23 protein-coding genes are annotated in these 26,188 nt (G+C 71.3%); 5 read left to right on the forward strand and 18 right to left on the reverse strand.

Annotation, left to right across the window (positions count from 1 at the left end; translation table 11 throughout):
* Positions 1-1,178 precede the first annotated feature (1,178 nt).
* A complete protein-coding gene (locus AB0B61_RS56170) occupies positions 1,179-1,622 on the reverse strand; it encodes a MarR family transcriptional regulator (RefSeq protein ID WP_358450302.1) in 444 nt (147 codons plus the stop codon).
* Positions 1,623-1,711: 89 nt separating this feature from the next.
* Here AB0B61_RS56170 and AB0B61_RS56175 point away from each other — a divergent pair, with 89 nt between their 5' ends.
* Entirely contained in the window at positions 1,712-2,095 is a 384-nt protein-coding gene (locus AB0B61_RS56175) for a PPOX class F420-dependent oxidoreductase (protein WP_225303114.1), read from the forward strand.
* 376 nt (positions 2,096-2,471) lie between these two features.
* Here AB0B61_RS56175 and AB0B61_RS56180 read toward each other — a convergent pair whose 3' ends face one another.
* Positions 2,472-3,071: an HAD family phosphatase gene (locus AB0B61_RS56180; protein WP_358450303.1), complete on the reverse strand. Its 600-nt coding sequence runs from the start codon at positions 3,069-3,071 to the stop codon at positions 2,472-2,474.
* Positions 3,072-3,102: 31 nt separating this feature from the next.
* Here AB0B61_RS56180 and AB0B61_RS56185 point away from each other — a divergent pair, with 31 nt between their 5' ends.
* Positions 3,103-4,590: a glycosyltransferase family 39 protein gene (locus tag AB0B61_RS56185; protein ID WP_358450304.1), complete on the forward strand. Its 1,488-nt coding sequence runs from the start codon at positions 3,103-3,105 to the stop codon at positions 4,588-4,590.
* Between the two features lie 53 nt (positions 4,591-4,643).
* On the opposite strand, the gene tyrS is transcribed toward AB0B61_RS56185, so the two are convergent.
* The gene (tyrS, locus tag AB0B61_RS56190; RefSeq protein ID WP_358450305.1) at positions 4,644-5,909 is read right to left on the reverse strand and encodes a tyrosine--tRNA ligase; all 1,266 of its coding nucleotides are present in this window, start codon (positions 5,907-5,909) and stop codon (positions 4,644-4,646) included.
* Positions 5,910-5,993: 84 nt separating this feature from the next.
* Here tyrS and AB0B61_RS56195 point away from each other — a divergent pair, with 84 nt between their 5' ends.
* Entirely contained in the window at positions 5,994-6,395 is a 402-nt protein-coding gene (locus AB0B61_RS56195) for a PH domain-containing protein (protein WP_358450306.1), read from the forward strand.
* On the opposite strand, the gene AB0B61_RS56200 is transcribed toward AB0B61_RS56195, so the two are convergent.
* Genes AB0B61_RS56200 through argC form a run of 9 tightly spaced genes read right to left on the reverse strand, consistent with a single transcriptional unit; the run spans position 6,335 to position 15,508 of the window.
* Positions 6,335-7,114: a DNA-3-methyladenine glycosylase gene (locus AB0B61_RS56200; protein ID WP_358450307.1), complete on the reverse strand. Its 780-nt coding sequence runs from the start codon at positions 7,112-7,114 to the stop codon at positions 6,335-6,337. The two genes, AB0B61_RS56195 and AB0B61_RS56200, sit on opposite strands and share 61 nt — an antisense overlap.
* An 8-nt stretch (positions 7,115-7,122) precedes the next feature.
* Positions 7,123-8,544: an argininosuccinate lyase gene (gene argH, locus AB0B61_RS56205; protein ID WP_358450308.1), complete on the reverse strand. Its 1,422-nt coding sequence runs from the start codon at positions 8,542-8,544 to the stop codon at positions 7,123-7,125.
* A gap of 32 nt (positions 8,545-8,576) precedes the next feature.
* The gene (locus AB0B61_RS56210) at positions 8,577-9,776 is read right to left on the reverse strand and encodes an argininosuccinate synthase (protein ID WP_358450309.1); all 1,200 of its coding nucleotides are present in this window, start codon (positions 9,774-9,776) and stop codon (positions 8,577-8,579) included.
* 29 nt (positions 9,777-9,805) lie between these two features.
* Positions 9,806-10,300 (reverse strand): arginine repressor, encoded by a 495-nt coding sequence (locus AB0B61_RS56215; RefSeq protein ID WP_358450328.1) that lies wholly within the window; start codon positions 10,298-10,300, stop codon positions 9,806-9,808.
* Between the two features lie 8 nt (positions 10,301-10,308).
* The gene (argF, locus tag AB0B61_RS56220) at positions 10,309-11,241 is read right to left on the reverse strand and encodes an ornithine carbamoyltransferase (protein ID WP_358450310.1); all 933 of its coding nucleotides are present in this window, start codon (positions 11,239-11,241) and stop codon (positions 10,309-10,311) included.
* Positions 11,238-12,404, reverse strand: coding sequence for an acetylornithine transaminase (locus tag AB0B61_RS56225; RefSeq protein ID WP_358450311.1), 1,167 nt, complete (start codon positions 12,402-12,404; stop codon positions 11,238-11,240). The genes argF and AB0B61_RS56225 overlap by 4 nt, the downstream gene beginning before the upstream one ends.
* The gene (gene argB, locus AB0B61_RS56230; RefSeq protein WP_358450312.1) at positions 12,404-13,276 is read right to left on the reverse strand and encodes an acetylglutamate kinase; all 873 of its coding nucleotides are present in this window, start codon (positions 13,274-13,276) and stop codon (positions 12,404-12,406) included. Before argB ends, AB0B61_RS56225 begins: the two co-directional genes overlap by 1 nt.
* Positions 13,273-14,424, reverse strand: a complete 1,152-nt coding sequence (gene argJ, locus AB0B61_RS56235; protein WP_358450313.1) for a bifunctional glutamate N-acetyltransferase/amino-acid acetyltransferase ArgJ — start codon at positions 14,422-14,424, stop codon at positions 13,273-13,275. Before argJ ends, argB begins: the two co-directional genes overlap by 4 nt.
* Before the next feature lie 55 nt (positions 14,425-14,479).
* Positions 14,480-15,508 (reverse strand): N-acetyl-gamma-glutamyl-phosphate reductase, encoded by a 1,029-nt coding sequence (gene argC / locus AB0B61_RS56240; protein ID WP_358450314.1) that lies wholly within the window; start codon positions 15,506-15,508, stop codon positions 14,480-14,482.
* Positions 15,509-15,719: 211 nt separating this feature from the next.
* Between argC and AB0B61_RS56245 the strand changes: the two genes are divergently transcribed.
* Positions 15,720-17,381 carry a class I adenylate-forming enzyme family protein gene (locus AB0B61_RS56245; protein WP_358450315.1) on the forward strand — a complete coding sequence of 554 codons (1,662 nt, stop codon included), beginning with the start codon at positions 15,720-15,722 and terminating at the stop codon, positions 17,379-17,381.
* A 21-nt stretch (positions 17,382-17,402) separates the two neighbouring features.
* Here the strand turns inward: AB0B61_RS56245 and AB0B61_RS56250 are convergent, their stop codons facing one another.
* From AB0B61_RS56250 to nuoB, 6 genes are read right to left on the reverse strand one after another with little or no spacing between them, the layout of a single operon-like run.
* Entirely contained in the window at positions 17,403-18,866 is a 1,464-nt protein-coding gene (locus AB0B61_RS56250) for an NADH-quinone oxidoreductase subunit C (RefSeq protein WP_358450316.1), read from the reverse strand.
* Complete coding sequence (locus tag AB0B61_RS56255; protein WP_358450317.1) at positions 18,863-20,443, reverse strand: proton-conducting transporter membrane subunit; 1,581 nt, start codon at positions 20,441-20,443, stop codon at positions 18,863-18,865. The genes AB0B61_RS56250 and AB0B61_RS56255 overlap by 4 nt, the downstream gene beginning before the upstream one ends.
* Positions 20,443-21,102, reverse strand: coding sequence for a hypothetical protein (locus tag AB0B61_RS56260; protein ID WP_357654682.1), 660 nt, complete (start codon positions 21,100-21,102; stop codon positions 20,443-20,445). The genes AB0B61_RS56255 and AB0B61_RS56260 overlap by 1 nt, the downstream gene beginning before the upstream one ends.
* A gap of 5 nt (positions 21,103-21,107) precedes the next feature.
* Positions 21,108-22,034 (reverse strand): NADH-quinone oxidoreductase subunit H, encoded by a 927-nt coding sequence (locus tag AB0B61_RS56265; RefSeq protein WP_358450329.1) that lies wholly within the window; start codon positions 22,032-22,034, stop codon positions 21,108-21,110.
* Positions 22,035-22,039: 5 nt separating this feature from the next.
* A complete protein-coding gene (locus AB0B61_RS56270) occupies positions 22,040-24,022 on the reverse strand; it encodes a proton-conducting transporter membrane subunit (protein ID WP_358450318.1) in 1,983 nt (660 codons plus the stop codon).
* Positions 24,019-24,429: an NADH-quinone oxidoreductase subunit NuoB gene (gene nuoB, locus AB0B61_RS56275; RefSeq protein ID WP_358450319.1), complete on the reverse strand. Its 411-nt coding sequence runs from the start codon at positions 24,427-24,429 to the stop codon at positions 24,019-24,021. Before nuoB ends, AB0B61_RS56270 begins: the two co-directional genes overlap by 4 nt.
* A 254-nt stretch (positions 24,430-24,683) precedes the next feature.
* Between nuoB and AB0B61_RS56280 the strand changes: the two genes are divergently transcribed.
* Positions 24,684-26,126, forward strand: a complete 1,443-nt coding sequence (locus AB0B61_RS56280) for an MFS transporter (RefSeq protein WP_358450320.1) — start codon at positions 24,684-24,686, stop codon at positions 26,124-26,126.
* Positions 26,127-26,188 lie beyond the last annotated feature (62 nt).

Genomic DNA, 26,188 nt, shown 5'->3' on the forward strand with positions numbered 1-26,188 from the left:
CGGGGTTGTGCATCATGCACTGGCTTTTAACACACTGTTGAGTTCTCAAGAAACGGACGCGTACTCCCCAACCTGCGAGAGGCGTTCATTTCGTTGTGTCTTAATCTTATCGAGCTTGTCGGCTTCGTGCAAATCGGAGACTTGCTTGGAGTCGAGCAACCTAGCTAAGATTGTGCACCCCGTCTCCGGGGCAACCCTCGTAACTTACCGTGTCATCCTGGGCTTGTCGAATCAACCGATTCTCCGGTGACCTGAGCGCACCCGAGACGACTCGTGCCAGTGAGCGCGTGGAAGCGCCTGGCCGAGTGGCTCGTTTCTCAAGGGGTTCGCCCTGGGGGCCCGTCCGCCTGATCGGCGTCCGGCTCACTCCCGGGGCGAAGAGAAGATTAGGTCGCCGTTCGCCCTACGTCAAATCGGCGTTCACGCCCGCTCTCTAGGTCTTCGCAGGACCCCCGGCGAGACCGGCCGTGGTCTGCGAAGACGGGGGCAGCTCGGAGACTCGACGCGTCCAAGCCGCGGACACTAGGGACATGGCGGGACATGTCCCTAGTGTCCGCGAGGGAGATGGCGGGACATGTCGCGGCTCGGAAGCCATTGCCGACATGCGGATGAGCAACGTGAGCTAGATGAGCTATAGGTCGAGGCGGGCGACCCGCGTCCTGTGCACGGAGCGGACCTGTCACGGGGCGGGCAGAGAGCGGACTGGAGCGACCGCAGACCGGACCGAGCGGAGGACGGACCAGGCAGAGGACGGACCAGGCAGAGGACGGACCGGGCAGAGGACGGACCGGGCAGAGAGAGGACCGGGCAGAGGACGGACCGGGCAGAGACGGGCAGAGAGAGAACCGAACGGATCGCGGACCCGCCTCGTGGACGGCCGGGGTGAACGAGTAGACACCCATCAGCGCCAGGTCGCTCTTAGAGCGCTGCGGCTCCTCCTCCAGGAGCCGACCGCAGACCGAACGGATCCCGGACCGTACGGGATCCCGGACCGAGCAGATGGTTAGCCGAACAGGCGCGCAGACCGGACAGGTGAACGTTGGTACTGCGGGGGACGACGTTCCGCTGAGGGGTGATCCACGATTTCGCTGCATGGCTTCTACCCGGGACGATCCGGGCCGAGAAGCTACACCGCTCCGCAGGCGGGATGCCCGGCGAAGGAGATCGAAGGCAGGCCTTCACAGTTGCGAGGATGCCCGGTCGATCGCCGTTCCGCAGCGCCGGAGGAGGGAGCGCAGGGTGTCGCGCTCCTCCGCGGTGAGTTCGTCCGCTATCGCCTGCTCTATCCGTACCGCCCGCTCGTCCGCCTCCTCCAGCGCGGTGCGGCCGGCGTCCGTGAGCCGGGTCTCCAGGACATTGCCGTGCCATGGGTGCGGCGTACGTTCGACCAGCCCGCGTGCCTCGAGGTTTTTCAGCACCACGGTCATCGCCTGCGGGGTCACCAGGCAGGCTCGGGCGAGAGCGGCGGCCGAGATGCCGGGGTTGGCCGCCAGTACGTAGAGCGTCGCGTACTGCGGCACCGTCAGCCCCGCGGGCCTGACCGCGATCTGCTTGGCGGCGATCAGTTCCTGCTCGGCTCGCTTGATGTCGAGGCCGAGGCGTTCCTCCGCGGGCATGACCATGGCAAGAGATGGTACAAGCAATCTAGCATTGACGACTATCAAAGCTTTGATAATGTGCTGAGCTGTACAACCGAATGAGGAGGCGTCACGTGATCCCTGAGAGCCATCTGGACCTGTTGACCAGGCCGCTGTTCGCGCATCTGGCCACCATCGCGCCAGACGGGAAGCCCCATGTGAACCCCGTCTGGACGGTGTGGGACGGGGAGTTCCTGCGCTTCACGACTACTACGGACCGCCAGAAGTACCGAAATGTCGCGGCAAATGGGAACCTGGCGGTTTCCATCAACGACCCCGACAAGCCGTACCGGTACCTGGAGGTCCGGGCCGTGGTGGAGCGGATCGACCCCGACCCGTCGGGCGACTTCTTCGACGTGCTCGCCACCCGCTACGGCCTGCCGTACGACCGGCCGGTGGGCGACGCGGAGCGGCGGGTGGTCATCGTGGCCCGGCCGACACGTACGACCAGCCAGTGAAACGATCAGCGACCAGCCGGTGAGGCCCGGACGCGGCCGCCATGCCCCGAGCCACCGCCGCCCAAGCACTTCCGGGAGCGCAACCCCGGGAGCGCTGCGGGCGGGCGGTGCTGGTCAGGCGCTCCTGCGGACCGCCCGGGTAGGCGACGGCCTGGCCAAGGCCCACGCGAAAGGCAAGCTCGGCATCCCAGGGGCCGGCGCCTCACCTGTCACCGCGCGAACGACGCTGAGCGAACGAATCACGCTCAGCGCACGCAATCACGCTGGGCGAGCGGACCATGCTGGACGAGCGGATCACGCTCAGCGAACGAAATCACGCGAAATCCACTGCGACCGGATCATGCCGGACGCCGACGGGCCAAGTCCCAGCGACCAGTCAGGACCCACCAGCAAGCGTGAGCGCCCGTACCTGCGCCGGCGACGTGAACAGCTCCGCCGCCATCCCCGCTTCCCGAGCCGCGACCACATTGACCTCGCTGTCGTCGAAGAACAGCGCCTCCCCCGGCTCCACCCCCAGCCGCTGCGCGCAGATCTCGTAAGCCCGCCGGTCCGGCTTCGCCACCCCGATCCGGCACGAGTACGTCAGCGACGCGAACCGTCCCAGCCAGTCACCGTGCCGTGTCTCCCACACCGGCACCAGGTCCGGGACGATGTTCGACAGCAGCCCCAGCGTCCGTCCCCGATCGGCCAGTTCGTGCACCACGGCGACCATCTCCTCGTCCACGTGGCACCAGCTCTCCAGGTCGGCCGCCATCAGCGCGTCCACGTCGGCGAACCGCGTGCTCAGCCGTCCGGCGACCGCCGCCCAGTACGTCAGAGCGTCCTGACCGGCGTCATAATCCGGTCGGCACCCCCAGTACGCCTCCCAGAAGCTCTCCCCCGGCACTCCGGCGAGGTCGACCAGGCCCTGTTTGGCGTCAGCCGTCTGGACGCGGGCGATAACTCCGTAAAGGTCAAACACGATCACTTCAGGCATAAATCTGAGCCTATGCGCGTATTCTGCCCCGGTGACCACCGCCTCCACCCTCGCCCCTCCAGCCCGGCCAGTCGTACGTTCGCGCAGGTCGAGCCCGTGGTGGGTGGCCGGAATCGCCGGAGTCGTGGCGTTCAGCGGCTCGGGCTCCGCCTCTCTGAACGGTGACGAGCTGGCCACGATCAGCGCCGCGTCCCGGTCATTGCCGGGGCTGTGGGAGCTGGCGCGGCACATCGACGGTCATTTCCTGCCGTACTACCTGTTCATGCAGCTCTGGGCGCAGGCCGGGACCGCGGAGCTGTGGCTGCGGCTGCCATCGGCGTTGGCCATCGGGGTCGCCGCGTGGTTCCTGGTGGACCTGGGGCGGCGGCTGCACAGTACGTGGGCGGGGGTGACGGCCGGCCTGCTGTTCGCGGCGCTGCCGTCGGTGTCGTACTACGGCGCCTTCGCCCGCTCGTACGCGCCCGCGGCCGCAGCGGTGGTCTTCTCGTTCTGGGCCCTGCACCGGACCACGCAAGCCCAACAGCAGGCCACGCGAGCCCAGCAACAAGCGGAGCAAGCCCAGGAGCAAGCCGAGCGCGCGCCCTGGGTGGTCTATGCGGCGGCGGTGGCGTTGGTGTGCTGCACGCACCTGTTCGCGGTGCTCGTGCTGCCCGCTCAGCTGGTCGCCGCCGTCGCGCTGCTCCCCCGCCGTACCGTGCTCCTGAGGTGGGCGCCCGCGGTCGCCGTCGGCTGCCTGCCCGCGCTCGTGCTCGGTCTGGTCGGGTACGGCGAGCGGCATGCGATCAGCTGGATCCCGCAGCGCGGGCCGGAGGTGCTGCTGAAGTTCCCGAAGATGGCGGCGGGGAGCACCGAGGTGGGGGTGGTGCTGTTCGTGGTGGCGCTGGCCGGTGTGGTGCTGCTCCGCAACCGGGCGTGGGCGGGGACGCTGCTGGGCTGGCTGGTGCTGCCGCCCGTCCTGCTGCTGGCCGTGTCGCAGCTGGTGACGCCGGTCTATGTGGACCGGTACCTGTTCGTCGCCGCGCCCGCTCTGGCGTTGCTGGCGGGGATCGCGGTGGCGAGTGTTCCGCGGGCAGCGGTGGTGGCCTGCTGCGGGCTGGTGGTGGTCGCCGTGGCGGTGGGCATACCGCAGCAGGTGGAGGTGCGGGAGGCCAACGGGCGCTTCGAGGACTTTCCGTGGGCCGTGCGGAGGGTGGACGCGCGGCCGGGGGACGCGATCGTGTTCGGGCAGAGTTCGGTGCGGGCGGGGTTCGACTACTACCGTGACGGGTCGATGCCGGACGACGTGCTGCGGCTGGGGGCCGCTCCGGAGGCGGAGGGGTTCGGCTTTCCCGAGCGCGATGACGTCGCCGCCGCGCTGGCCGATCGGGAGCGGGTCTGGGTCGTGTGGCGCGGGGTCAAGTCCGCCGGGCAGAAGCTGCCGCGGGTGAAGGCCGTACGGGAGGCGGGCTACGAGCAGACCGGGTCCTGGCACTCGGCGGAAACGCCCGGCCTCACCGTCGCCCTGTTCGCCCGCAAATAGCCCAGGGCCCTTCCCCCGACCAGGGAAAGGGCCCGTACAGGGTCAAGGAAAGGTCAGCCGACCTCGACGCCGCCGACCGCCTTCTTGCCGCGCCGCAGCACCATGAACCGCCCGTGGAGCAGGTCCGAGGCCTCGGGCACGTACGACTCGTCGGTGATCTTGACGTTGTTGAGGTAGGCCCCGCCCTCCTTCACCGCCCGCCTGGCCGCCGACTTCGACTCCACCAGCCCGCTGTCCGACAGCAGGTCCACGAACGGCGCCCCGAGAGCCGGGACCGTCGCCTTCGGCACCTCGGCCAGCGCCGCCGCCAGCGTCGAGCCGGGCAGCTCTTCGAGCGACCCCTGACCGAACAGGGCCTTGGACGCGGCCACGACGGCCGCCAGTTCGTCGGCGCCGTGGACGAGCGTGGTCAGGTCCTCGGCCAGCGTCCGCTGCGCCTCGCGGGCGAACGGGCGGTCGGCGACCGCCTTCTCCAGCGCCTCGATCTCCTCGCGCTCGCGGAAGGTGAACACCTTCAGGAAGCGCACCACGTCGCGGTCGTCGGCGTTGAGGAAGTACTGGTAGAAGGCGTAGGGAGAGGTCAGCGCGCCGTCGAGCCAGACCGACCCGCCCGCGGTCTTGCCGAACTTGGTGCCGTCGGCCTTGGTGATCAGCTTGCCGGTCAGGGCGTGCACGTGGCCGCCCTCGACGCGCCTGACCAGGTCGACGCCGGCCGTGATGTTGCCCCACTGGTCGCTGCCGCCGACCTGGAGCGTGCAGCCGTTGCGCCGGTAGAGCTCCAGGTAGTCGTTGGCTTGGAGGATCTGGTAGCTGAACTCGGTGTAGCTGAGTCCCTCACCGCCGAGCCGGGCCGCCACCGACTCGCGGGCGAGCATCCGGTTGACCGGGAAATGCTTGCCGATGTCGCGCAGGAAGCCGATGGCCGACATCTCGGCGGTCCAGTCCAGGTTGCTGACCAGCGCGGCCGAGGTGGGGCTCTCGTCGAAGGTCAGGAACTTCTCCACCTGCACCCGGATCCGGGAGACCCATTCCTCCACGACCTCGGTGGTGTTGAGTACGCGTTCGGTGCTGCGGCCGCTGGGGTCGCCGATCAGGCCGGTGGCGCCGCCGACCAGGCCGATCGGTTTGTGGCCGGCCCGCTGGAAGCGGGTCAGGATCAGGAGCGTGGCCAGGTTGCCCATGTGCAGGGACGGCGCGGTCGGGTCGAAGCCCGCATAGACCGTGATCGGACCCTTCGACAGCGCCCCGCGCAGGGCGTCGATGTCGGTGGTCTGCGCGAGGACGTCGCGCCATTCGAGCTCATCGAGAATGTCGGTCACGGTGCTGGCTTTCCAGGAGACGTCGAGTGGTTACAGACTGCCCGATCGCACCGGATGACCGCCACTTGGATACTCTCGGTCGCCATGTGGAAGGTCCGTCGCGAGCTGGCCGTTTTCAAGATCCTAGGGGCTGTGGCGTGTGCCGGTCTCGCCCTGTTCTGGTATGTCCAGGGTGATGTACGCGGGGTGGTGCTGGCGGTGCCGGCCGCCCTGCTGGTGGGAGCCATGGGGCTGCGTGACGTCCTGGTCCCGGTACGGCTGGCGGCCGACGAGAGCGGCCTCACCGTGGTGCACGGCTTCGCCGGCCATCAGCACGTCCCGTGGGAGGCGATCGAGGACATCCAGGTGGACGTACGCAGGAGGTACGGTCTGCGCAGCGAGATGCTGGAGATCGACACGGGCGACCAGCTGCACATCTTCAGCACTCACGAGCTGGGCGCCTCCCCGACCGAGGTGGCCGCGGTGTTGCGGCGGCGCGGCGCGTGAGCCCGGAAGGGTGAGACGGTCGGGTCACCGTCGATCCAGAACCGCCACGGGGTGTCCTTGGCGGTCGAGATCCCGGTGCGCGGCCCCGACCTGATCGTGTCCGCCTCCGCGGGCCGCCCGCCGAGCATGGCCACGCTCCCCTTGGGGAGCCCGGTAAGCCACGCCGCGTGGTCGGGCTGATCGCCGCGAGAGGCGTCATGGAAGTGCGGCAGCACGGCCGGTGAGCCCTCCCATACGGCGTCGAGCCCGTTGTGCTCGCGCGCCAGCCCGAGAGCGACCGCCAGCCGAGCGGGGCCGCGGGCGAGGTCGCGATCCGCGATCGGCTTGCGCCCGGAGACGGGCGGGCCGTCGCCGTCTCCTGAGCGGCGGGAGCGGGCCAGGTCGGCCCGCGCCACCACCTCACCGGCCCGCAGCAGCACCGCCGACCCGTGATCCTCGGGCAGGCACACCAGGTTCGCGCAGAAGTGCATGCCGTAGGTGAAGTACACGTACAGATGCCCAGGTGGCCCGAACATGACCGCGTTCCTGGGGGTCCGTCCCCGGTAGGTGTGGGCCGCCGGATCCTCGCCGGGGCCGCCGTACGCCTCGACCTCGGTGAGGCGGACCGCGACCGGACCGTGCACGAGCACGCGCCCGAGCAGGTCGGGCGCGACCACGTGCGACGGCCGGTCGAAGAAGCTCCGCGGCAGGGGCGCCGAGTCCAGGGTCCCGGAGTCCATACCGGACGCTAGGCCCCCGCGGCCCACGCCGCCTGGGCGTCGACCGTCTCGCGTAGCGCGGCGAGCTGGTCGCGGACCCGGTCGGGCGCGGTGCCGCCGTGGGACTTGCGGGCGGCGAGGGCGCCGGGCACGTTGAGCACGTCGCGGACGTCGGGGGTGAGGTGCGGCGAGACCTTGCCCAGCTCGTCGTCGGTCAGGTCGCCCAGGTCCTTGTCGTTGACCTGGCACCACACCACCAGGTGGCCGACCGCCTCGTGCGCGTCGCGGAACGGCACGCCGCGCCGTACGAGCAACTCGGCGAGGTCGGTGGCCAGCGCGAAGCCGTCGGGAGCCGACGCCTCCAGGCGCGCGGTGTTGACCCGCATGGTGGCGACCAGGCCGGCCATCGCGGGCAGGACGAGCAGCAGCGTGTCGACCGAGTCGAACACCGGCTCCTTGTCCTCCTGCAGGTCACGGTTGTAGGTGAGCGGCAGGCCCTTGAGGGTCGTGAGCATCGCCATGAGGTTGCCGATGAGCCGCCCGGACTTGCCGCGGGCCAGCTCGGCGACGTCGGGGTTCTTCTTCTGCGGCATGATCGACGAGCCGGTGGAGTAGGCGTCGTCCATCTCGATCCAGCGGAACTCCTGCGAGGCCCAGAGCACGATCTCCTCGCCGAGCCGCGACAGGTGCACGCCGATCAGGGCCGCGGCGAACAGGAACTCCGCCGCGAAGTCACGGTCGGACACCGCGTCCATGGAGTTGAGCGAGGCGAAGGAGAAGCCCAGCTCGACGGCCACGGCCTCCGGGTCCAGCGGCAGCGACGAGCCGGCCAGCGCGCCGGCGCCGAGCGGCGAGACGGCCGCGCGGCGGTCCCAGTCGGTGACCCGGTCGATGTCGCGGGCGAAGGCGTGCACGTGCGCGAGCAGCTGATGACCGAAGGAGACCGGCTGCGCGTGCTGCAGGTGGGTCATGCCGGGCGCGGCCGTGTCGGTGTGCTGCTCGGCCTGGGCCATCAGCGCCGTCTCCAGCTCGACCAGCCGGGAGACGATCGTGCGGGCGTGGTCGCGCAGATAGAGGCGCAGATCGGTGGCGATCTGGTCGTTGCGGCTCCGGCCGGCGCGCAGCTTGCCGCCGAGCGAGCCGAGCCGCTCCAGCAGGCCGCGTTCGAGCGCGGTGTGCACGTCCTCGTCGGCGACCGTCGGCCGGAACTCGCCCGCCTTGCAGGCCCGCTCCAGGTCATCGAGCGCGCCGATCATGCGTTCGAGCTCGTCGTCGCTCAGCAACCCCGCCTTGTGCAGCACCCGGGCGTGCGCTCTGGACGCCGCCAGGTCGTACGGCACCAGCCGCCAGTCGAAGTGCACGCTCACCGACAGCCGGGTCAGCGCGTCGGCGGGACCCCCTTCGAATCGCCCGCCCCACAGCCGCATCGGCTTGCCATCACTCAACGTCATCTCCTTCTCGTCCCCCGCGACCATAGTGCACATCATCCTTTCTTCGCGTCGCGCGCGGCGGCGATCTTGGAGGGCAGGCTGAACAGCTGGACGAAGCCCTTGGCCAGCGACTGGTCGAAAGTGTCGCCGGTGTCGTAGGTGGCCAGCGAGAAGTCGTACAGCGACTGCTCGGAGCGGCGGCCGGTGACGGTGGCCTTGCCGCCGTGCAGAGTCATCCGGATGTCGCCGGTGACGTGCTTCTGGGCCTCGGCGATGAGCGCGTCGAGGGCGTCCTTGAGCGGCGAGAACCACAGGCCGTCATAGACGAGCTCGCTCCAGCGCTGGTCGACGCCGCGCTTGAAGCGGGCCAGGTCCCGTTCGACGGTGACGTTCTCCAGCTCCATGTGCGCGGTGATCAGCGCGATCGCGCCGGGCGCCTCGTACACCTCGCGTGACTTGATGCCGACGAGCCGGTCCTCGACCATGTCGATCCGGCCGACGCCCTGCGCGCCCGCGCGGGTGTTCAGCTCGTCGATCACCTGGTACGGCGTGAGCGAACGCCCGTCGAGCTTGACCGGGACGCCCTGCTCGAAGGTGATGACCACCTCGTCGGCGTCACGGGTGACGGCGGGGTCGGCGGTGTAGGCGTAGACGTTCTCGGTGGGGCCGTTCCAGATGTCCTCCAGGAACCCGGTCTCGACGGCCCTGCCCCACAGGTTCTGGTCGATGGAGAACGGGTTCTTCTTGGAGGTCTCGATCGGCAGGCCCTTCTGCTCGGCGTACTCGATCGCCTTGTCGCGGGTCCAGGCGAAGTCGCGGGCCGGGGCGACGACTTGGAGGTCGGGCGCGAGCGCGGCCAGGCCGGCCTCGAACCGTACCTGGTCGTTGCCCTTGCCGGTGCAGCCGTGGGAGACGATCGTGCCGCCGAACTGCTTGGCCGCGCTCACCAGGTGCTTGACGATGAGCGGGCGCGACAGCGACGACAGGAGCGGGTAGCGGTCCATGTAGAGGGCGTTGGCCTGCAGCGCGGGCACACAGAAGTCGGCCGCGAACTCCTCCTTGGCGTCCACCACGACGGATTCGACCGCGCCGCAGTCCATGGCCCGCTTCTGGATCACCTCCATGTCCTCGCCGCCCTGTCCCAGGTCCACGGCGACGGCGATCACTTCGGCGTTCATCTTCTCGGCCAGGAACGGGATGGCGACGGACGTGTCCAGACCGCCGGAGAAGGCGAGTACCACTCTCTGACTCATCAGTGCCTCCAAAATCTTGGTAAAACGGGCTAAGTGCGCCGGGCGGCGATCCTCAGCAAGGCCTCGGCCACGACGCTCCCGCCCTGGGGATCGCGGCTGATCACGAGGATCGTGTCGTCGCCCGCCACCGTGCCGAGGATGGACTCCCAGTCGGCGTGGTCGATGGCGGAGGCCATGAACTGGGCGGCGCCCGGCGGAGTCCTGACGATGACCAGGTTGGCCGAGGCTTCGGCGGAGACCAGCAGCTCCTCGGCGATCCGGTGCAGCCGGGCGGCCGGGGACTCGCCGGTGCCCAGCCTGGCCACCCGGATGCGGCCGCCGCCCTCACCGGGCAGCGCGTAGACCAGCGAGCCGTCCTCGGCGCGCAGCTTGAGCGCGCCGAGTTCGTCCAGATCGCGCGAGAGTGTGGCCTGGGTGACCTCCACGCCGCTCTCGGCCAGCAGCTTGGCCAGCTCCGGCTGGGAGCGGACGGCCTGCCGCTGCAGCAGGTCGGTGATCTTCGCCTGCCGCGCGACCTTGGTCATCGGGATGGTCACGCGGTGCTCACCAGCCAGTGGAGCAGCGCCTTCTGCGCGTGCAGCCGGTTCTCGGCCTGGTCCCACACCGCGCTGCGCGGGCCGTCGATCACTTCGGAGGTGATCTCGTAGCCGCGGTAGGCGGGCAGGCAGTGCAGCACGATCGCGTCGTGCGCGGCGTGCTCCATGAGCTCGGAGTTGACCTGGTACGGCATGAGCGCGCGCACCCGCTCCTCCTTGCCGTCCTGGCCCATCGACACCCAGGTGTCGGTGGCGACGACGTGCGCGCCCTGGACGGCGGCGACCGGGTCGGTCAGCGAGATCACCGAGCCGCCGGTCGTCGCGGCGATGGCGGCGGCCCGGTCGAGGATGACGGCGTCCGGCTGGTAGCCGACCGGGGCGCCGATCCGCACGTGCATCCCGGCCATGGCGCCGCCCAGCAGGTAGGAGTGGGCCATGTTGTTGGCGCCGTCGCCCAGATAGGTCAGCGTCAGCCCACCCGTCCCGCCGCCGAACCGTTCGCGGACGGTCAGCAGGTCGGCGAGGATCTGGCAGGGGTGGAACTCGTCGGTCAGCGCGTTGACCACCGGCACGGCGGTGCCCGCGGCCATGAGCTCGAGGCCCTCCTGGGCGCCGGTACGCCAGACGATCGCGGCGACCTGCCGTTCGAGCACTCTGGCGGTGTCCTCGATCGGCTCGCCTCTGCCCATCTGGGAGTTGCCGCCGTCGATGACCAGCGGGAGCCCGCCCAGCTCGCCGACGCCGACGGCGAAGGAGATCCGGGTCCTGGTCGAGGGCTTGTCGAACAGGACGGCGACGGTCCGCGGCCCTTCGAAGGGGCGGTAGCCGTAGCGGTCCTTCTTCATCGCGGCGGCCAGGTCGAGAACGTCGCCCTGCTCGGCGGGCGACAGGTCGTCGTCCCTCAGGAAGTGCCTGACAGTCGCCGTCATTTCGCCGCCTCGGCGAGGATCCCGGGGAACGCGGCCACCAGCGCGTCGACCTGCTCGGCCGTCACGACCAGCGGCGGCGCGATCCGTACGGCGTCCGGCTGCAGCGCGTTGACCAGGAAGCCCGCCTCGGCCGCCGCCTGCTGCACCTTGCCGGAGACCGGCTCGGCCAGCACGGCGGCCAGCCACAGGCCGCGTCCGCGCACGCCTTTCAGCAGCGGATGATCGACCGCTTCGAGCCCGGCCCGCAGCCGGGCGCCGGTCGTCCGCACGTGGTCGAGGTCGAGGTTGTCGAGTACGGCCAGCGCCGCGGCGCACGAGACCGGGTTGCCGCCGAAGGTGGAGCCGTGGTCGCCCTTGTCGAACAGCCGGCCCGAGTCGCCGAAGCCGACGCACGCCCCGATCGGCAGGCCGCCGCCCAGGCCCTTGGCCAGGGTCAGGATGTCGGGGGTGACGCCGTCGGCCTGGTGGGCGAACCAGTGCCCGGTGCGGCCGATCGCGGACTGGATCTCGTCGGCGACCAGCAGGGCGCCGGTCGAGTCGCAGATCTCGCGAGCCGCGGCGAAGTAGCCGTCGGGCGGCGGGACCACGCCCGCCTCGCCCTGGGTGGGCTCCAGGAACACCGCGATGCAGTCGCCGGTCACCGCCTCCTTGAGGGCGGTGGCGTCGCCGTACGGGACGAACTGGACCTCTACCGGGAACGGGCCGAACTGGTCGCGGATCGACTTCTTGCCCGTCAGCGAGAGGGCGCCGATCGTGCGGCCGTGGAAGCCGTTCTCGGCGGCGACGAAGTAGGTGCGGCCGTCGCGCCTGCCGTACTTGAGGGCCAGCTTGTAGGCGGCCTCGTTGGCCTCGGTGCCGGAGTTGGCGAAGAAGACGCGGCCGGGGGCGTTCAGCAGGCCGAGGAGCCGCTCGGCGAGCAGCACCTCCGGCTCGTGCAGGTAGAGGTTGCTGGTGTGCGCGAGCGTCGCGACCTGCTTGGAGACCGCCTCGACCAGGGCCGGGTGGGCGTGGCCGAGCGAGCTGACGGCGATGCCGCCGACGAAGTCGAGGTATTCCCTGCCGTCCACGTCCCACACGCGGGTGCCCTCGCCTCGCGCCAGGGCGATCGGCGGGACGCCGTAGTTGGGCATGAAGGCTTGTTCGAACCTGTCGCGAAGGTTCATCAGGGCATCACCATCGTTCCGATTCCTTGGTCGGTGAAGATCTCCAGCAGCAGCGAGTGGGAGACCCGGCCGTCGAGAATGTGCGCTTGGGGGACGCCGCCCTGGACCGCCGTCAGGCAGGCCTCCATCTTCGGCTTCATGCCGCTGGACAGGGAGGGCAGCATGGCGGCCAGCTCGGCGCCGTCGAGCTTGTCGATCACGTCGGTGTCGTCGGGCCAGCCGGCGTACAGGCCCTCGACGTCGGTCAGGACGATGAGCTTCTGCGCCTGGAGGGAGACGGCCAGCGCGGCGGCGGCGGTGTCGGCGTTGACGTTGTAGATCTCCCCGTCCTCGCCGCGGGCGACGCTGGAGACGACGGGGACGCGGCCGTTGTCGATCATGGCCTGGACGGCGCCGGGGTCGACCTTGACGATCTCGCCCACCTGGCCGATGTCGACGTGCTCGCCGTCGACGAGCGCGTGCTTGCGCTCGGCGGTGAACAGGTGGGCGTCCTCGCCCGACATGCCGACCGCGAGCGGGCCGTGCCGGTTGATCAGGCCGACCACGTCGCGGTTGACTTGGCCGACCAGGACCATCCGGACCACCTGCATGGCCTCGGGCGTGGTGACCCGCAGCCCGGCCGTGAACGTGGACTCGATGCCGAGCCGGTCGAGGTGCTTGCTGATCTGCGGGCCGCCGCCGTGCACCACGACCGGCCGCAGACCGGCGTAGTGCAGGAAGCCGATGTCCTCGGCGAAGCCCTCCATGAGCGATTCCTCGATCATCGCGTTGCCGCCGTACTTGATGACGACGGTCGCGCCGTGGAAGCGGGCCAGCCAGGGCAGGGCCTCGATGAGGGTGTCCGCCTTGGTGTGGGCGGTGATGGTCCTCATGAGGAGTACGCCGAGTTCTCGTGGACGTAGTCCGCGGTCAGGTCGGTGGTGTGGACGGTGGCCGAGTGGGCGCCCGCCGACAGGTCGATGGTGATCGTCACGTCGCGCGGGCGCATGTCCACCTTGTTCCGGTCGTCGCCGACGGCGCCGCCACGGCAGATCCAGATGCCGTTGATGGCCACGTTCAGCCGGTCGGGCTCGAAGACGGCGTCGGTGGTGCCGACGGCGGCCAGGACGCGGCCCCAGTTGGGGTCCTCGCCGTGGATGGCGCACTTGAGCAGGTTCGAACGGGAGACGGTGCGGCCGACCTTGACCGCGTCCTCCTCCGACGCCGCGCCGACCACCTCGATGGCGATGGCCTTGGACGCGCCTTCGGCGTCGACCAGCAGCTGCCTGGCCAGGTCGGCGCAGACCTCGGTGACCTTCTGCCCGAACTCCGCCAGGTCCGGCTTGACCCCGGCGGCGCCGCTGGCCAGCAGCAGGACGGTGTCGTTGGTGGACATGCAGCCGTCGGCGTCGAGACGGTCGAAGGTCTTGGAGGTGGCCTCGCGGAGCACGGTGTCGAGCTCCTCGGCGGTCAGGTCGGCGTCGGTGGTGATCACGCAGAGCATGGTGGCCAGGGCCGGGGCGAGCATGCCCGCGCCCTTGGCCATGCCGCCGACCATGTAGCCGTCGGCGCGCTTGAAGGAGATCTTGGAGACGGTGTCGGTGGTGCGGATGGCGTCGGCCGCGGCCAGCCCGCCGTCGCGCGACAGCTGCGCGGCGGCGCGCTCCACCCCGGCCAGCAGCGCGTCCATGGGCAGCCGCTCGCCGATCAGGCCGGTGGAGCAGACCGCGATCTCGCCCGCCGAGTCCTGGAGCACCTCGGCCGCCTTCTCGGCGGTGGCGTGCGTGTCCTGGAAGCCCTCGGGGCCGGTGCAGGCGTTGGCGCCGCCCGAGTTGAGGACGACGGCCCGGACCCGGCCGCCGCGCAGGACCTGCTGCGACCACAGGACCGGGGCCGCCTTGACGCGGTTGGCGGTGAAGACACCGGCCGCGGCGTGGTTCGGTCCGTCGTTGATGACCAGGGCCAGGTCGCGCGCGTCGCCGGACTTGATGCCCGCCGCGACGCCCGCGGCTCTGAAACCGAGGGGAGCGGTCACGCTCATGCGCCCTCCTCCGTCGGCCGCGGGACTGCTGTGTCGGTTGGTACGCTGCGCTCTCTCACGGAGCAACTCCTGTCAGGGGGAGGCCGAGCTCTTCCGGCAGGCCGAGTGCGAGGTTGACGCTCTGGATCGCGCCTCCGGCCGTGCCCTTGGTGAGGTTGTCGATGGCGATGACGGCGACCACGCGGCCCGCGCGCTCGTCGAGCGTCACCTGCAGGGCGGCGGTGTTGGCGCCGTAGGTCATCGCGGTGGCGGGCCAGGTGCCCTCGGGCAGCAGGTTGACGAAGGGCTCCTTGGCCAGCGCGTTCTCGTACGCCTCCCGCACGGCGGCCTTGGTCAGCCCGGGCGCGGCGGGGGCGGTGCAGGTGGCCAGGATGCCGCGGCTCATCGGGGCCAGCGTCGGAGTGAAGGACACCCGGACCGGCGTGCCCGCGACGGCGCCGAGCGCCTGCTCCATCTCCGGAGTGTGCCGGTGGACGCCGCCCACGCCGTAGGCGCTGACCGAGCCCATGACCTCGCTGCCGAGCAGGTTGGGCTTGAGCGCCTTGCCCGCGCCGCTGGTGCCGCTGGCCGCGACGACGACCACGTCGGGCTCGGCCAGGCCGGCGGCGAAGGCGGGCAGCAGGGCGAGGATGACGGAGGTCGGGTAGCAGCCGGGCACCGCGATGCGCTTGGCGTCCTTGAGCACCTCGCGCTGGCCGGGCAGCTCGGGCAGGCCGTAGGGCCAGGTGCCGGCGTGTTCGCCGCCGTAGAACTCCTGCCAGGCGGCCGGGTCGGCGAGCCGGTGGTCGGCGCCGCAGTCGACGACGACCGTGCTCTCGGGGAGCTGGGCGGCGACGGCGGCGGAGTGGCCGTGCGGCAGGGCCAGGAAGACCACGTCGTGCCCGGCCAGCGTTTCCGGGGTGGTGTCCTCGATGATCCGGTCGGCTAGCTGCGGGAGGTGCGGCTGGTGGGCGCCGAGCGCGCTGCCCGCGCTGGCGGCCGCGGTGAGCGTGCCGATCTCGAGCTCCGGATGCCCGAGCAGCAGGCGCAGAAGCTCACCGCCCGCGTAGCCGCTGGCTCCCGCGATCGCCGCTCTCATTCCCAACCCCCTGCATAATCATGCACCTAAACTCATGTCCTTACTATGACGATGATGCACTCCAGGGCATGAACACGCAAGCTGGGCGCGCCATTGCGCTCACATAGCGAGACGGTTAACCCCCCGTTTCAGCCGGATTTCGCGCTCTAGCGCGACGTACCTACCGGTCGGTACTGTGATTTATCCGATAGAGCCGTCCACCGCGGGAGTACTTCGCATGACTCTTTCTCATGCCCAGGTCCAAGCCCAGCTCACCGGTCCTGGCCAGCTTTTCGAGATGGAGGAGATCGGCGATACGGGGGTGCGGACCTGGAAGCACGCGCCGGGCCACTTCCGCGCCCTGCTGGAGATGAGCAGATACCACGGCGAGAAGGAGTTCCTCGTCTACGAGGACGAGCACATCACCTTCGAGGAGCACTTCCGGCGGGCGGCGACGCTGGCCAACCGCCTGGTGACGGACTACGGCGTGGCCAAGGGCGATCGGGTGGTCGTGGCCATGCGCAACTATCCGGAGTGGGCGGTGGCCTTCTCCGCCGCCCTCGCCGCCGGGGCGATCGCCGTGCCGCTCAACGCCTGGTGGACCGAGTCGGAGCTGGCGTACGGGGTACGTGACTGTGACGCCAAGGTGCTGATCGTGGACGGTGAGCGGGCCGTCCGGCTCGCCGACACCGGCGTGCCGATGATCGTGGCCAGAGGCGAGGCGCCCGCGGGCGCGCGCTCGTTCGGCGACGTGCTGGGCGAGGTCAGTGGGGATGTGACGCTGCCGGACGTCCAGCTCTCCCCCGAGGATCCGGCCACGATCTTCTACACCTCCGGCACGACCGGGCATCCCAAGGGGGCGCTGGGCAGCCACCGCAACCTGGGCCAGTCGCCGATGACCCTCGCCTACGGGCTGATGCGGGCGGTCGCGCTGGCGGGCAAGGACGTCGCCGCGGCGACGGGCGCGCGCCGGGTGACGCTGCTGACCGTGCCGCTGTTCCACGTCACCGGCTGCTTCTCCGCGCTGACCACCACCATGTTCGCGGGCGGCGGGCTGGTCCTGATGTACAAGTGGGACCCCGGGCAGGCGCTGCGGCTCATCGAGCGGGAGCGGATCACCGCGATGATCGGCGTGCCGACCAACGCGTGGCAGCTGATGTCGCATCCCGACTTCGTCAAGTACGACCTGTCGTCGCTGACCACCCTCGGCTACGGCGGGGCGCCGGCTCCGCCGAAGCTGCTGGAGCGCATCGGCGAGAACCTGCCCGACCGCGCCGCCTCCAACGGCTACGGCATGACGGAGACGACCGGCCTGGCCATCGGCAACGCCGGCCCCGACTACCTGGCCAGGCCCGACAGCATCGGCCTGCCCACGGCCGTGGTCGACGTCCGGGTGACCGGCCCGCTGGGCGAGGAGCTGCCGCCCGGCGAGGTGGGCGAGCTGTGCGTACGCGGCGCGAACGTCATCATGGGCTACTGGAACAAGCCGGAGGCGACGGCGCAGACCTTCGTCGACGGCTGGCTGCACACCGGTGACCTGGCCAGAATCGACGCGGACGGCTTCGTCTACATCGTGGACCGGGCCAAGGACATGGTCATCAGGGCCGGCGAGAACGTCTACTCCGCCGAGGTGGAGGCGGCCCTGTTCGAGCACCCGGCGGTGGACGACGCCGCGGTGATCGGCGTTCCGCACGACGAGCTGGGCGAGGAGGTGGGCGCGGTGGTCCGGCTCAAGCCGGGCACCTCGACCACCTCCGAGGAGCTCCAGTCCTTCCTGGTGGAGCGCATCGCCAAGTTCAAGATCCCCGCGCACATCTGGTTCAGGGAGGCGGAGCTGCCGCGCAACCCGGGCGGCAAGATCCTCAAGACCCACCTGCGCCGCGAGGTGCTGGGCGGCTAGGGGCCGCGAGGTGCTGGGCGGCTAGAGATCGTTTCCCGCGTACGACAGGTTGAAGCTCTTGTTGACCAGCGGGAAGTCGGGCACGATCGCCCCGCCCAGCGCGACCGGCAGGGCGGGCCAGTTGAAGAACGACGGATCGGCGATCTTCACTCTGGTCAGCCTGCCGTCCTCGCCCAGCTCGACGCGATGGACGATCGTGCCCCGCCAGCCCTCGACGATGCCCACGCCGGAGCCGCGCCGCCCGTCCGGCAGGCTCCAGTCACCCGAGGTGTGCGCCAGCCGGTCGATCAGCCCGATCGAGGCGGCGATCTCGTCGGCCCTGACCTGGAAGCGGGCCAGCACGTCTCCCCCGGCCCGGACCGCCACCGGGAACGGCCCCAGGTCGATGAACGGATGGTCGCGGCGGGCGTCGACGTCGAGCCCGCTGGCCCTGGCCACGTAGCCGAGCGTGCCCAGGTCCGCGGCGGCCCGCTCGGTGAGCACGGCGGTGCCGGTGAACCGGTCCGACACCACGCCGTGGCCGAGCGCGAGCCCGACGATCTCGGCCACCTCGGCGCCGAGCGCCGCGAGCCTGGCGGTGTCGGGCAGGGCCAGCGGCTCGGCGCCGCCGAGCCGGATCGCGCCGCGCAGCAGGCGGTGGCCGGTGACCTCGGCGTTGACGCGCAGCAGCCGCTCGCGGACGGTGCCGCAGTGGGCCTGCAGCACGCTGTGGGCGACGTCGTTGCAGAGCGCGCCCAGGTCGGTGACGTGGTTGTAGAGGCGTTCGAGCTCCAGCAGCACGGCTCGGGCGCGCTGCGAGTCGGGGTCGACGGCCGTGCCGGTGGCCTCCTCGACGGCCAGGCAGTAGGCCAGGGCGTGGCCGACCGAGGTGTCGCCGCTGACCCGCTCGGCCAGGGCCAGCCCGTCTTCCGGCCGGCGGCCCTCGAAGAGCTGCTCGAGGCCCTTGTGCACGAACCACAGGCGGGCCTTGAGCTTGAGTATCGTCTCGCCGACCACCGAGAAGCGGAAGTGGCCGGGCTCGATGCAGCCCGCGTGCACGGGGCCGACCGGGATCTCGTAGACGCCGTCGCCCTCCACGTCGCCGAACGGGTACGGGCCCTCGGGGTCGCCGAACGACGGGGGCGGGCCCGCGTCGGGGAGCATCGGGTACCAGCCTCGGGGCCAGTGGTGGTGCCGGACCAGGCGGCTGGGCAGCGGGTGGTCTTCGGGGGTGATGCCGTACAGGTCGCGGATCTCCCGCTCGAAGCGGCCGGCGGGGAAGGAGAGCGCGGCCAGGCTGGGCACGGCGGGTTCGGTCAGGCGTACGTGGAGCTCGGCCCGCCGCGCCGGACGGGCGGCGGTGAACAGGTAGACGAGCCGGAAGCCGTCGTCCTCGGCGTGCGCGGCCACGAGCGCGACGCGGTGTCCCAGAGCCAGCAGTTCGGCGGCGCACCCGGCGAGCTCGCCGGGCCCGATCTCGGCGACCAGCGGGAGCGTGGCCGTCATCGCGCGCCTCCCATGGCGCTCAGCGGCGGTCCCGCGGTCGCGATGGTGACGGCGGAGTCCAGGAGCGGCCGGAGCGGCCCCAGCGTCACACCGAGCACCGCGCACGCCACCAGCCCGACGACCAGCGGCACACCCGCGCCGCGCCACCGCCCGCCGAAGCCGTCCTCCGCCCCGCGCGACCGCTCGCCGGAGCCGTCCGGTGGCGCGCCGCTGAAGCCGTCCGGTGGCGCGCCGCTGAAGCCGTCCGGTGGCGCGGTGCTGAAGCCGTCCGGTGGCGCGGTGCCGAGCAGCATGCGGCCCGCCGCTCTGCCCACTCCGGCGACGATCACCAGCATGAGCACCAGCGCGGGCGCCACCGCCCAGCCGAGCCCGGCCGCGAACCCCGCCCGCACGATCCCCAGCTCACTGGCGAACAGGCTGAACGGCGGCAACCCCAGCAGCGCCAGCAGCCCGAGCCCGAAGGCCGCGGCCAGTCCGGGCGCCCGCCCGCCGAGCCCGCGCACCGCCTCGACGCTGCTGCTCCCGGCCGCCTGCTGGATCCGCCCCGAGCCGATGAACAGCACCGACTTGCCCAGCCCGTGCCCGAGGATGTGCAGCAGCACGGCGCCCAGCGCCAGCCCGTTGCCGATGGCCGCGCCGAGCGCGATCAGCCCCATGTGCTCGATGCTCGAGTAGGCCAGCATCCGCTTGAAGTCGCGCTGCCCGATCAGCAGCGCCGCCGCCACGGCCAGCGACGCCAGCGCCACCACGATCAGCAGCATCCGGCAGAACCCCGCCCCTAGCGCCACGTCGGAGACCACCTTGACCCGCAGGATCGCGTAGAACGCCACCGACAGCAGCACCCCGGACATCAGCGCCGACACCGGCGCGGGCGCCTGGCTGTGGGCGTCGGGCAGCCAGGCGTGCAGCGGCGCGAGCCCCGCCTTGGCGCCGAAGCCGAGCACGAGCAGCACCACCGCGATCCGCGTCACCCCAGGATCCAGCCGCCCGGCGTGCTCGGCGAGCGAGACCCAGTCGAGCCCCTCGCGCGAGGACAGCCCGGCGTGCACGGCGGCGTAGTGCACCATCACCAGGCCGAGCAGCGCCAGCGCGATGCCGACCGAGCAGATCACCACGTACTTCCAGGCCGCCTCGGTGGCCTTCCTGGTGCGCCGGTACCCGACCAGGAACGCGGTCAGGATCGTGGTCGCCTCGACCGCCACCCACAGCATTCCGAGGCTCGCGGCCAGCACGGCCGTCGCCATCGCCGCGACGAAGCACTGGGTGAAGATCCCATAGCTCCGGGCGGCCCGCGGCCCCGTATGGCCGGCCGCCGCCTCGGCCCGCAGGTAGCCGGGGCTGGCCAGCATCGCCAGCAGGGCCACGACGCCGATCACGACCAGCATGTACGCGCTGAGCGCGTCCACCCGCAGCAGCCCCCACAGCCCGCTCCCCTCCCCGGCCCGTGCGAGCGGGACGGCGGCGGCGAGCAGCCCGCCCGCGGACAGCACGCCGAGCCACTCCGTCACGCGATTCCAGCCGAACAGGGCATACAGGCACGCGGCCGCGAGCGGCAGCGCCACCGGGACGATCACCATCAGTCGTGCAGCTCCCGTAGCTCGTCGAGGTCGGTGCCGCCGAACGCGGCCCGCATCCGGGTGGTCAGAACCTGCAGCGCCAGTACGGCCAGCAGCACGTCGAGGGAGACGCCCAGCTCCACCACCAGCGGCACCCCGGTGGTGGTGAGGAAGGCGGCGGCGGTGATGGCGTTGTCCATCAGCAGGAAGCCGACCACCTGCGACAGCGCCCGCCTCCTGGTGACCAGCACGAAGAAGCCCACCAGCAGCACGGTCAGCGCGATCGGCACGGCCTGGGTGGCGGGCGTGGGCGCCAGGCGTACGAGGGGCTGGGAGACCGCGTACGCGAGCATCGTCAGGACGGCCGTGACCAGCAGCGACGCGGCGACGCTGACGTGCGGCCGGGCCTCGCGCCCCTCCTCGCCGGCCGCCAGCGCGCGCCGCATGAGGTAGGGCAGGAGCACCGCGCGCAGCAGCCCCACCCCGAGCCCGAGCACGGTCAGCTCGACGTCGGCCTCGTGCAGCCCCCTGACCGCGATCAGGGCGCCCAGCGCCACCCCCTGCAGCCCGAACAGCCAGATGATCGCGGCCAGGTCGCGCCGCCACAGCACCAGCACCCCCGTCAGCAGGAAGGCGCCGCAGGCCAGGTCGAGCGCCTGTACGTACACGGGATCAGTCATCTCACTCACGCCAGGAAGAAGGAGGCGGCGACCGCCAGCAGGGCCATCAGGAACGAGCCGGCCAGCAGCTCGGGGATGCGGAACAGGCGCAGCTTGGCCATGAACACCTCACCGGCCGCCAGCACGCCGCCCAGCAGCGCCACCTTCAGGGCGAAGGCCACCACGGCGACCAGCAGCATGATCGGCCCGGCGCCCGCCGTGGCGATGCCGACCGGCGCGAACAGCCCGGCGAACAGCCCGAGCATGACCGTGAGCCGCATCGCCGAGGCCCACTCGATGAGCGCCAGGTCGGGGCCCGCGTACTCCAGGATCATCGCCTCGTGGATCATCGTCAGTTCCAGGTGGGTCGACGGGTTGTCCACCGGGATCCGGCCCGACTCGGCGATCGTGACCACCGCGAGCGCGACGGCGGCCAGCAGGCTCACCGGGGAGATGACCGACAGCGGGCTGTTCGCGGTCTCGGTGACGATCGCGCCGAGGTCGGTGGTGCCCACGCGGATCGACAGCGCGAAGACGGCCAGCAGGATCGTCGGCTCGACCAGGGCGAGCACGGTCATCTCCCGGCTGGCGCCCATCCCGCCGAACGCGGTGCCCGTGTCGAGCCCGCCCAGCGCCAGCGCCACCGAGCCGAGCGCGAGCAGCGCGGCGACCGCGAACAGGTCGGCGACGCCGTCGAGCGGCGAGGCGGCGGTGACCAGCGGCACCGCCGCCGCGACCACCAGCGTGGTCCCGGCCAGCAGCGGGGGCGCGGCTCTGAACAGGTAGCCGGTGCCGTGCGGGGCGATGGGCTCTTTGCGGGCCAGCTTGCGCAGGTCGCGCCACGGCTGCCGGACCCCGGCGCCCGCGCGCCCCTCCAGGCGGGCCCTGACCTGGCGCATCAGGCCAACCAGCAGCGGCGCTCCGGCGGCCACCACGAGCACTTGCAGCACCATGGCGATCACGAGATCACCGCCAGCACGATCAGCACGCCGGTCAGCGCGTAGAAGCCGTAGGACAGGTAGCGGTGGACGCTGCCGTCGGCCAGCCGCCGCGCCTGCGTGCCGAGCCGTTCGGCGGCGGCCAGCACCGGCTCGTACAGCCGCCGTTCGACCCGGTCGGGCACCCTGGCCCGGAACCGTACCCGCTGCACCAGGTAGGCCGACTCCTTGACCGCCGTCACGTCGATGGCGCTCTCCGGTTGCAGGGCGTCGACGAAGACCCGTTGGAGGGGTTCGGCGAAGGAGGTGGCGGTGTATTCCATGCGGGCCGAGACCGGTCCCGCGCCGCAGTCCCACAGGCGGGCCGGCCGGCGTGGGCGCCGGGCGGCCACCACGCGGACCAGCGACAGCACCGCCGCCACGGCCCCGGCCAGCGCCAGCGCGATGAGGACCGGCGAGATCGAGCCGGTGATCGCGCTCAGCCGGAGCGTCACCTCTCCGGTGACCGGCCGGCCCGCCGGGATCACCCGCGTGACGGCCTCGGTGAGCGCGGGCAGGACCAGCGCGGGGTCGAGCGCGAGCAGCAGGCAGGCCGCCGCCGCCAGCGCCGTCCCGCAGACCGCCGTACGCGGGCTCTCCACCGCCCGCTCGGCGCCCGGGCTGCGCGGCCGGGCCAGGAACCCGACACCGAACGCCTTCACGAACGTGGCCACCGCCAGCCCCGCCGTCAGCGCGATGGCGCCCACGGCCAGCGGCATCGTGACCGCGCCCGCCACCCCCGAGGCGGGCAGCGCGTGGATGAGGCTCTGCAGCAGCAGCCATTCGCTGACGAAGCCGTTGCCGGGCGGCAGCGCCGAGGCGCACAGGGCGCCGACGGCGAACAGGGCCGTGGTGTACGGCATGCGGGTGCGCAGGCCGCCGAGCGCGTCGAGGTCCCTGGTGCCCGTCGCCCGCTGGACCGAGCCGGCCGCCTGGAACAGCAGCGTCTTGAACGCGGCGTGGTTGACGACGTGCAGCAGGGCCGCGGTGAGAGCGAGGGCGGCCAGCGGGCCGGCGCCGTCGGCCGCGAAGAAGCCGGCCGCGCCGACGCCGATGAGCACCAGGCCCATGTTCTCGGTGGAGGAGTAGCCGAGCAGCCGTTTCAGGTCGGTGGCCATGGCGGCGTGGAGCACTCCGTACAGGGCGGACAGGGCGCCGAGCGCCAGGACGATCCACCACCACCAGACGGGACCGCCGCGCAGCAGGTCGAGCCCGACCCTGACCACGCCGTAGACGCCCATGTTGACCATGGCGCCGCTCATCAGCGGCGACACGTGACCGGGCGCGGCCGGGTAGGCCCTGGGCAGCCACACGTGCAGCGGCACGATCCCGGCCTTGGCCGCGAACCCGGCCAGGGTGGCCAGGAAGATCACGTCCCTGGCCGCGGGCGACAGCTCGGCGGCGCGCAGCTGGTCGAAGCCGTCGCCCGTGGCTCCAGCCGCCAGGTAGCAGAGGCCGCACATGATCGTCACCAGGCCGAGGTGGGTCATGACGGCATACCACAGCGCGGCCTTCCTGACCGACGGCCGGTCGCGGTGCTCGGCCGCCACGAGCAGGAGCGAGGTCATCGCCATCAGCTCCCAGCCGAACAGGAACGTGCTCACGCTGTCAGCCGCGGGCACCAGCAACAGCGCGGCCACGAACAGCGGCATGACCGCCCGCGCCGGCCTGGCCGCGCCGGAGCCGATGCCGTGGATCGCCGCGCACACCGTCACCGCGCCCGTGATGGCGGTGAACAGCCCGCCGAGCGGGTCGAGCGCCAGGCGCAGGCCGCCCAGGGGCAGCAGGCCGGGCAGCCAGGCCGACCAGCCGTGGCCGAGCGTCGCCCGCACCCCCGCCACGGCCGCCACCACGCCGGCCAGCGCGGTGATCACTTCCGCCATGACGGTGATCGCGCGTGGGGGCAGCAGGGCGAGGAGGGCGGCGGCCAGGCAGAGGCCCAATGCGCACGCGTAGAGGATCATCGCCCGGTCATCCCGCGCAGCGCCTCGATGATCGCCTCGGGCGGCGGCGGGCACCCGCTCACCTCGACGTCGACCGGCACCACGTCGCCCACCGCGCCCACGACGCCGTACGCGCCCGCGAACACCCCGCAGTCACGCGCGCAGTCACCCAGCGCGATCACCATGCGCGGCTCCGGCACGGCCTCATAGGTGCGGCGCAGCGCCATCTCCATGTTGCGCGTGACCGGCCCGGTGACCAGCAGCGCGTCGGCGTGCCGCGGCGAGGCGACCAGCCGGGCGCCGTAGCGCTCCGCGTCGTAGACCGGCCCGAACACCGAGGCGATCTCCACCTCGCAGCCGTTGCACGAGCCCGCGTCCACGTGGCGGATCTGCACCGATCCCGACAGTTCCGGCTTTCCTGGACTCATGGAACGTTCCATCGGCGGCTCGGCCATCCGCCCTGTTCTCAGAATTTTTCGCCACAGACCCACAGCGACCCCCCATCGCTCCGGCCTGGGAAAACACCATCCCCGTGCCGGGCTGACCACTATGCCGCGCTCGCCGGCGACCCGGAGCCTTCATTCCCAAAGATCTTGAATCCATCTATGGAATAAATCATTCCGTTCCCATAGACTTCTATCTAGAACAGAACGATCCGTTCCGCAATCTGGAGGACCCTTCAATGACCGCGATACTCGAGGCGCCGGCCACCGAGACGACCGTCCGCGAGCACCGCTGGCTCGGCCTGTCCGCCGTCCTCGGCGCGACGCTGATGAACCTGCTCGACTCCACCGTGGTGAGCGTCGGCGGCCCGGCCATCCAGGCGGACCTGGGCGGCGGCTACGCCGCGCTCCAGTGGATCGCCGCCGGCTACACCCTGGCGCTGGCGGTGGGGCTGCTGACCGGCGGACGGCTCGGCGACATGTTCGGCCGACGGCGCATGCTGCTCCTCGGTACGGCCGGCTTCGTCCTCACCTCGCTGGCCTGTGCGCTGTCGCCCACGCCCGAGGTGCTGATCGTGGCCCGGGTGCTGCAGGGCCTCACCGGAGCCGTCATGATCCCGCAGGGCTTCGGCCTGATCCGCGATCTGTTCCCACCCGCCGAGCTGGGCAAGGCGTTCGGCGCGTTCGGCCCGGTCATCGGCCTGGCCACGATCCTCGGGCCGGTCGTGGCCGGGCTGCTGGTCGACGCGGATGTGCTGGGCACCGGCTGGCGCATGATCTTCCTGATCAACCTGCCGCTCGGCGCCTACGCGCTGATCGTCGGCTCACGGGTGCTGCCGGCCGTGACGGCTTCGGCCCGCTCGACCCGGCTCGACCTGGGTGGGAGCGTGCTGGCGGGAGCGGGGATGCTGCTGCTGATCTACCCGCTGGTCCAGGGCCGCGAGCTGGGCTGGCCGGGCTGGTCGCTGGTGATGATGGCCGCCTCGGTGCCGGTGTTCGGCGCGTTCGGGCTGCACCAGCTGCGCCGCAAGCGGGCCGGGGCCACCACGCTGGTCGAGCCGAGCGTCTTCCGCCGTCGCTCCTACGCCTCCGGCATCGCCTTCGTGATCGTGTTCTTCGGCGCGGTCTGCGGCTTCGGGCTGGCGGTCGGAATGTTCCTGCAGCTGGGGCTGGGCTACACGGCGCTGCATGCCAGCCTGACGATGGCGACCTGGGCCGTCGGCGCCTTCCTCGGCACCGCGTTCGCCGGGGCCAGGACGGCCGTGCTGGGTCGCCGGATCCTGCATCTCGGCCTGGCCGTCATGGCGGCCGGCATCGCCGCCCTGTATGTGGTCCTGCGGCTCGGCGGCACCGGAGACTGGGAGCTGGCCTTCCCGCTGCTGGCGTACGGGGTGGGCATGGGCATGATCTTCGTCCCGCTGTTCGGCATCATCATGGGCGACGTCGAGGACCACGAGGTCGGCTCCGCCTCCGGGGCGCTGGAGAGTATCCAGCAGCTCGGTGCCTCTCTCGGCATCGCCGTCCTGGGCACGGTGTTCTTCGGCCGACTCGGCTCCCACCTGCCGGGCACCGCCGAACTCGACGCGGTGCAGGCCGCCGCCTCGGTGGCACTGATCACGCTGGGCCTGACCGCCGTCGCCTTCGCGATCTGCTTCCTGCTCCCGAAGAAGGCGCGCGGCTGACGTCGGAGACGGGTTTTTGGGCCGCGCCCCCAGGTGGAGCCGGAGATAAGCGCCCGCATTAC

Origin of the sequence: Nonomuraea sp. NPDC049158 (genome assembly GCF_040648335.1) — a bacterium.
Lineage (GTDB): Bacteria > Actinomycetota > Actinomycetes > Streptosporangiales > Streptosporangiaceae > Nonomuraea.

Coding starts and splice junctions, on each gene's coding strand:
- AB0B61_RS56265 (WP_358450329.1), bottom strand. CDS start 22,034: ATGGTGCTGCAAGTGCTCGTGGTGGCCGCCGGAGCGCCGCTGCTGGTT.
- argF (WP_358450310.1), bottom strand. CDS start 11,241: ATGACGGCGACTGTCAGGCACTTCCTGAGGGACGACGACCTGTCGCCC.
- AB0B61_RS56260 (WP_357654682.1), bottom strand. CDS start 21,102: ATGACTGATCCCGTGTACGTACAGGCGCTCGACCTGGCCTGCGGCGCC.
- AB0B61_RS56170 (WP_358450302.1), bottom strand. CDS start 1,622: ATGGTCATGCCCGCGGAGGAACGCCTCGGCCTCGACATCAAGCGAGCC.
- AB0B61_RS56195 (WP_358450306.1), top strand. CDS start 5,994: ATGTGGAAGGTCCGTCGCGAGCTGGCCGTTTTCAAGATCCTAGGGGCT.
- argB (WP_358450312.1), bottom strand. CDS start 13,276: ATGAGGACCATCACCGCCCACACCAAGGCGGACACCCTCATCGAGGCC.
- AB0B61_RS56255 (WP_358450317.1), bottom strand. CDS start 20,443: ATGGTGATCGTCCCGGTGGCGCTGCCGCTCGCGGCCGCGTGCCTGTAT.
- AB0B61_RS56215 (WP_358450328.1), bottom strand. CDS start 10,300: ATGACCAAGGTCGCGCGGCAGGCGAAGATCACCGACCTGCTGCAGCGG.
- AB0B61_RS56250 (WP_358450316.1), bottom strand. CDS start 18,866: ATGACGGCCACGCTCCCGCTGGTCGCCGAGATCGGGCCCGGCGAGCTC.
- argH (WP_358450308.1), bottom strand. CDS start 8,544: ATGACGTTGAGTGATGGCAAGCCGATGCGGCTGTGGGGCGGGCGATTC.
- argJ (WP_358450313.1), bottom strand. CDS start 14,424: ATGAGCGTGACCGCTCCCCTCGGTTTCAGAGCCGCGGGCGTCGCGGCG.
- AB0B61_RS56180 (WP_358450303.1), bottom strand. CDS start 3,071: ATGCCTGAAGTGATCGTGTTTGACCTTTACGGAGTTATCGCCCGCGTC.
- nuoB (WP_358450319.1), bottom strand. CDS start 24,429: ATGAGTCCAGGAAAGCCGGAACTGTCGGGATCGGTGCAGATCCGCCAC.
- AB0B61_RS56245 (WP_358450315.1), top strand. CDS start 15,720: ATGACTCTTTCTCATGCCCAGGTCCAAGCCCAGCTCACCGGTCCTGGC.
- AB0B61_RS56225 (WP_358450311.1), bottom strand. CDS start 12,404: ATGAACCTTCGCGACAGGTTCGAACAAGCCTTCATGCCCAACTACGGC.
- AB0B61_RS56210 (WP_358450309.1), bottom strand. CDS start 9,776: ATGAGTCAGAGAGTGGTACTCGCCTTCTCCGGCGGTCTGGACACGTCC.
- AB0B61_RS56280 (WP_358450320.1), top strand. CDS start 24,684: ATGACCGCGATACTCGAGGCGCCGGCCACCGAGACGACCGTCCGCGAG.
- AB0B61_RS56270 (WP_358450318.1), bottom strand. CDS start 24,022: ATGATCCTCTACGCGTGCGCATTGGGCCTCTGCCTGGCCGCCGCCCTC.
- AB0B61_RS56200 (WP_358450307.1), bottom strand. CDS start 7,114: ATGGACTCCGGGACCCTGGACTCGGCGCCCCTGCCGCGGAGCTTCTTC.